The organism is Caldisphaera sp. (genome assembly GCF_023256325.1).
GTDB lineage: Archaea > Thermoproteota > Thermoprotei_A > Sulfolobales > Acidilobaceae > Caldisphaera.
On the sequence record NZ_JAGDXI010000021.1, the window covers coordinates 1 to 6,118 of the forward strand.

At 32.0% G+C, this 6,118-nt stretch carries 5 protein-coding genes and 1 pseudogene; 2 read left to right on the forward strand and 4 right to left on the reverse strand.

Features of this window, described 5'->3' with window-relative positions; translation table 11 throughout:
* Positions 1 to 170: 170 nt before the first annotated feature.
* From Q0C16_RS03200 to Q0C16_RS03210, 3 genes are all read right to left on the reverse strand, one after another.
* Positions 171 to 719 carry an acetate uptake transporter gene (locus Q0C16_RS03200; RefSeq protein ID WP_292319598.1) on the reverse strand — a complete coding sequence of 183 codons (549 nt, stop codon included), beginning with the start codon at positions 717 to 719 and terminating at the stop codon, positions 171 to 173.
* A gap of 58 nt (positions 720 to 777) precedes the next feature.
* Positions 778 to 2,730 carry an acetate--CoA ligase gene (gene acs, locus Q0C16_RS03205; RefSeq protein ID WP_292319599.1) on the reverse strand — a complete coding sequence of 651 codons (1,953 nt, stop codon included), beginning with the start codon at positions 2,728 to 2,730 and terminating at the stop codon, positions 778 to 780.
* Positions 2,731 to 2,896: 166 nt separating this feature from the next.
* Positions 2,897 to 3,874, reverse strand: coding sequence for an amidohydrolase family protein (locus tag Q0C16_RS03210; protein ID WP_292319600.1), 978 nt, complete (start codon positions 3,872 to 3,874; stop codon positions 2,897 to 2,899).
* Between the two features lie 131 nt (positions 3,875 to 4,005).
* Here Q0C16_RS03210 and Q0C16_RS03215 point away from each other — a divergent pair, with 131 nt between their 5' ends.
* Complete coding sequence (locus tag Q0C16_RS03215) at positions 4,006 to 5,148, forward strand: hypothetical protein (protein WP_292319601.1); 1,143 nt, start codon at positions 4,006 to 4,008, stop codon at positions 5,146 to 5,148.
* 21 nt (positions 5,149 to 5,169) lie between these two features.
* Here Q0C16_RS03215 and Q0C16_RS03220 read toward each other — a convergent pair whose 3' ends face one another.
* Positions 5,170 to 5,337, reverse strand: a complete 168-nt coding sequence (locus Q0C16_RS03220; RefSeq protein ID WP_292319602.1) for a hypothetical protein — start codon at positions 5,335 to 5,337, stop codon at positions 5,170 to 5,172.
* Between the two features lie 283 nt (positions 5,338 to 5,620).
* On the opposite strand from Q0C16_RS03220, the pseudogene Q0C16_RS03225 reads away from it, so the two are divergent.
* Positions 5,621 to 6,118, forward strand: a pseudogene (locus Q0C16_RS03225) (ABC transporter substrate-binding protein); the annotation flags it as partial.

Here is a 6,118-nt window from a genome sequence, read left to right on the forward strand (position 1 = left end):
TGTAATTCAACGCTGAGTTTATACCATTCAGCAGTTGCAGATTCACCTTCAGACACTAGCTTAACACCCTAATATATTAAGTACAAACTAAACGTAAAAATTTATTTCTTATCAGTTAATTTTTTTAAAAAATAAATAAAATTCATTATTTTAAATAAAAAAATATTAGTTTATTCAGGCACAACAGTTTTTCCTTTAACTGTATTTATTACAATAGCCATTGATAAGTAAACTGCTAAAATTCCAGTTATTAATCCTATCCATCCACCTGCCTTTAAAATCATTGAACTTGTTGTAAAGTCTGCAGCGGAAAGTATGAAGAAAGTTATGAATAAAAGAGTTAATACTATACTTAAAACTCTTGCTTTGGCTAAAATAGATCCAACATCCATGTAAAGAGTAAATATACCCCAGAGGAGCATCCAAAGCCCCAATTCTGAGGAACTTATTTTTAGACCAAGTATTAATGCTAGAGCTAAACCTAGCCAGAATAAGCCGTATCCAGAAAATGCTGTTCCTCCAAAGGTATCGTTTCTTCTAAAAGATATCCAACCAGCAAAAACTTGTGCTAAACCGCCCCATGAAACCGCATAGCCTATAGTTAATCCTGTAGTCGGTATAATGCCTGCATTAGCTAAGCTTAAAGCTATAGTTGTTAAACCGAATCCTACTAAACCTAAAGCAGCTGGATTTCCCCATACCTCTTCTTTACTTGCCATTTTTAACCCCCTTCTTAAATTCAAAATAAAAAACAATTCAAAATAAAAAAACTACAAATTATTTCATGCTAAGCTTAAATTCATCCCATGCCCTCTTCAATTCATCTACTGACGTAGGATCTTCAAGAGTAGAAGTGTCTCCAACAGGGCCATTAGTTAATATAGCCTTCAGAACTCTTCTCATAATTTTTCCGCTTCTCGTTTTAGGTAATTTTCTGACAAATATTATTGCTTGCGGTGTTGCTATAGGTCCTATAGTAGTTCTAACCACTTCAATGAGTTCTTTTTCAAGTTCCTTGCTTGGATTAACCCCCGATTTTAGAACAACAGCAGCAATAGGAACTTCTCCTTTGACCGGATCTGGCATACCAATAACTGCAGCCTCGGCAACAGATGGATGTTTTATTAACGCATCTTCCATTTCTATGGTTCCTATTCTATGTCCAGCTACCTTTAGAACTTCATCCGCTCTTCCTAATAACCAGAAATATCCTTCCTCATCCTTTACAGCGTAGTCTCCTGCGTAAAATATTCCTTGATACTTGCCAAAATATGTCCTAACAAATCTCTCAGGATCACCCCAAATACCTAATGGTATTCCGGGCCAGGGTTTCTTTATTACAAGATAACCCTTCACACCTGGCGGTGTTTGATTTCCATTATCATCCAATACATCTGGTTCTATTCCTGGTAATGGATATGTTGCTGAACCCGGCTTTAACGGAACTAAGCCTAAATGAGGCGATGGTGCTATCATAGATGCGGATGTTTCTGTCATCCACCATGTATCAACTATTGGACATTTTCCTTTACCCACGACATTGAAATACCACTCCCAAACATCTGGATTTATTGGCTCTCCAACAGTTCCTAGTATCCTTAATGTTGATAAGTCATGTTTATTTACAAATTCATCGCCGTATTGCCTTAAGAGCCTTAAAGTTGTTGGAGAAGTATATAATATTGTTACTTTGTATTTTTCAACTATTGACCAAGCTCTATCAGGAGCAGGATATACTGGGGCCCCTTCATACATAACTTCAGTTGCGCCATGCATTAAAGGGCCATAAACTATATACGTATGCCCTGTAATCCAACCAACATCAGCAAAGGTCCAATGTACATCTTCTGGCCTTATATCCCAATTCCATTTGAATGCATGATATACATAAGTCATATATCCTCCAACGCTATGCATAATTCCTTTTGGTTTCCCTGTTGTACCACTTGTATATAATATGAATAGTACATCATCACTTTTTCTAGCAACCGGCTTAACGTAGACGCTATCGGAGTATTTATTAACCAATTCATGATACCAATAGTCTCTTCCTTCTATAAATTGTATTGGCAAACCAGACCTCTTTACAACTATTACTTTTTCAACCTCGACGCCTTGATCTTTAGCTAGTTTGATAGCAGATTCGACATTTTTCTTCAATTCAATCGGTTTTCCATTTCTAGGATAAGAATCTGCTGTAATCAATACTTTTGATTTAGCATCAACAATTCTTGTTGATAAAGCTTCCGCGCTAAATCCAGAAAATACTACACTATGTATTGCACCGATTCTTGTTACTGATAGCATTGATATTGGTAATTCTGGAATCATTGGTAAATAAATTGTAACAGTATCGTTCTCTTTAATTCCTAAATCAATTAAAGCCTTTGAGAATTTATTTACTTCTTTGAATAAATCTCTATATGTTATAACTCTAGAAACTCCATCTTCTCCTTCCCAATAATAAGCAACCTTATTAAATATTAGAGTATTTTGCCATCTATCTAATGTGTTAAGATTTATGTTTGTTTGAGCTCCAACAAACCAACGATAAAAAGGTGGATTTGATGAATCTAATACTTTGTCCCAAGTTTTATACCATACTAGATCCCTAGCTTTTAGATCCCAAAATTCTTCAATATTGCTTATACTTTTTTTCCAATAATCAAGATACGCATTATGATAAGGATACCTTTTTTCTTTATAAGGTAAATTTTCAATTTCTCCCAAGAGCTCACCTGTATACTGTTTAATATACTAACTAGTATATAAATATTTCCAAAATATTTAATCATACCTTTTTTCTTTATAATTGTATATTGCTATAAGTCAATAAATTAGGTTGTGCGGTGAGTAAAAATAATTTCTAATTTTAAATTAATTATTTATTGCGCATTTAATCTAAAAGATTATAATTTCTTGAAATACATTCTATATTAAAAACAGATTCAGCATTTTCATGGGAGTATTTTTCTAAATTACTTCTGGATATACCATTACTTAATAAAGTTAAAAATACATCCTCCATGTATTCTTTTGGATTAGAATTGCTTACAGCAGGATAATCAGAACCATACATAATTCTATTTATAGGAAAATCCTTCATTATTAAAGGTATCAATTGGGTTGGTAACGCTGACGTATCAATATAAACATTTTCATATTTTTTAACTAACTCTAAAGTTTCATCCATAAAAACTCCAGGGGCTATAGCGCTATAACCACCAGCATGGGCTATTATGATTTTTGCATCCCTGTATTTTTTTAAAATAGGATCTAATTTCGAGGGATCTCCATATTTACAGAATTTAGGTAATTCCCATATGCCTGGATCGCATCCCCCATGTATTGTTACTGGTAATCCTCTTTCATTAGCTATTTCTATGGTAGCTTCTACTGATGGATCATTTAAATACTTAAAAAATAGAGTAGATATTATTTTGAACCCCTTAAATCCCTCCCTTGTCGATCTCTCTAATATTGTAGATAAAGCGTCTGGTTCTAACGATAAATTTGCTGGAAATAATACTGTAAAGTTTGAAAGAGCTGAAATTTCTTGATGCTTTATAAACTGGCAAAAAGCTTCCGAAATTTGGTGTGCCATAAAATATAAATTTTCTGGTGTTAGAAAATCCTTCACTTCTCCAGCAAATTTTTCTATTAAATATTTTGTTCTATCATATTCTTTCAATATATCATCATATGGAACTTTTAAAAGCAAGTCTCTAAAAGGAGGTATGCCTAATATAACAGCTCCCCCTATGCCTGAATTCAATAATTTTCTCAAATATTCATTAACTTCTTTTGTATTTTTCATTACTGGGCTGTGCACATGTGCATCTATTATGCAGGATACTGGAATGTCAGCTTTCACGTATACTACCCAAGTTTTGTTTGTTTAGAAAAATTATAAACTTAACATATAAATTATATTTATTAATAAACATTTTATCTATTTCCTTTTAAGTATCCTCCAGAATATATAATGATAGAGCGGTGAATTTGGTGGAAGAAGAAAAGATACCAGGAAAAATGCTTAATAGAAAAATAATGTTAAAAGTAATGAATACAATACAAGAGAATACTCCACCTTATAGTTTAACCAGATTATCTGAGCTCATGAATATACCTGATTCAACACTTGAAAATTACTACCGAATATTAAGAAATAGCAAATTTGCAACAATAGTACTAGACTTTTCCAGGAGGCTTATTAGGTTAAGATTTGTTTTAGGTATTATTAGAGGGAAATGGATAGAATCTTCACCGCTTAAGGAATATTGGTTAGTTGGAAGAATGTTTAGTTCAATAGGAACTATATTACATTATTATTTTCCATATAATGAAAAACAAGCAATTAACAAATTAAAGGAAATAACAAATGAAAATGTTTATGTATTTAATGATATGTATAACTCGCGGCCTAATTGGTTGTATTATTACGATGAAAAAAATGATAAATTATATGATATAGATAAAATCTATAAAATGATAGATGGTCATCCACCAATAAACGTTGAAGTACCGGATCCAAAAAGGAAACCTGATGCCCTGGATGTATTAATATTAGCCGCATTGTCTGCTAATGCGATAGATAATTATCGTTTATTAGTAGATGCTTTTAAAGGTCCAAGTCCATTAAAAAGATTTAAACCTTTTTCTTCATTTAAATATCATTTAAATCATTCTAAGCTCTATTCAAGAGGAGGAGCTTTCCTACCGAAAGTCGGTCTAAATTCATTTAATTTAAGACTAAATGAACCTATGCCTTTTACTTCAGGATATATATTGTTAAAGGGGCCAAATAAAAGCGTAAGAGATATATTTAAAAGGCTTTTAGCTTTTCCTTATATAGGACAAATTTTTTTGGGAGATAACGTAATTTATTTTAACTATGTTATTCACGTTAAATATTTTGATACCACTATTGTAAACGAATACAGGCAATATAATTGGGATGAAGTAATACAATATAATTTATTGGGTAGAGATATTAAGGAAAGATATTTGTTACCATATAGAGAATACAATCCTTTATTAAAAGAATGGGTACCTAATAGTAATTTAGAAGAAATAGCTAGAAGGAAGGTAAAATTATCAGAATTCGAAGAATGGTATAATGAACATTATCTCAAAAATGAACAATAAAATTAAAAATTATAAAATTAATCATACAAATATATCGTCATCGCCAGTTACTGGATTCACCGATTGCAAATGTGCATGTGTTGTTGGCTGGCCAAAGTGCAGGCTCAAAACCAAACTTATTACTGCTATTACTGCAGGTAAAACACTCAAGACTTTTATCCCATACCTCTTAAATCCTCTTATACTCATACTTTCTCACCACATCCTAGTGATATTCTAGATCATCATAAACTATTATTCTTTTTTCCACAAATTTAGATAGATATTACGGAGTAAAATTTATATAGGACATTTTAATTGATAGCTTTTATGACTATTTATTTAACATTCCTTTTAAATTGAAATCCTTAAAAAACACTATGCATGAATACACAGAAATATGTATATTTTATCCCCATGATTTGCCATTATAGACTTTTCACGTAGTATTTATGTATCGAATTCCTATAGAAGTCATGTAAGGTGAATCTTAATGAGTACCCGTAAAGGTATGCGTACAATATCTAAAGGAGTAATAATTGGAATAGCTATTATAATAATTGTTATAGGAATAGGTGTATATTTAGCAACTAGAAAGCCTTCAAGCCTGCCAAATACTTTGACGACCTCATCCAGTTATAAATTATTTTCTGCAATAACAACTTCATCTAGTGCTTTAGCAGCTGGTTCAAGCGTAAACTTTTATTTACCATCATTCCCAACAAATGCCAAATACGCTTTGGTATACTTTGGTGATGGAAATATAAAGAATATTTCGTCTCAATACACTTCTTATGTATATAAATATCCTGGCAGATATATGGTAATGTATAATTTTTACACGAATAAAGGCTCATTAATAGGAGGTTCATCTCAAAGTTTAATTGAATTAACAGTTAGTCCCAATGTAAGCCTTGAACTAGCTCCATTAATTAGTGTCCCCACTATAACTTTTAACTCAACAGAAAATCCAACTGCTCCTCTATTTAAT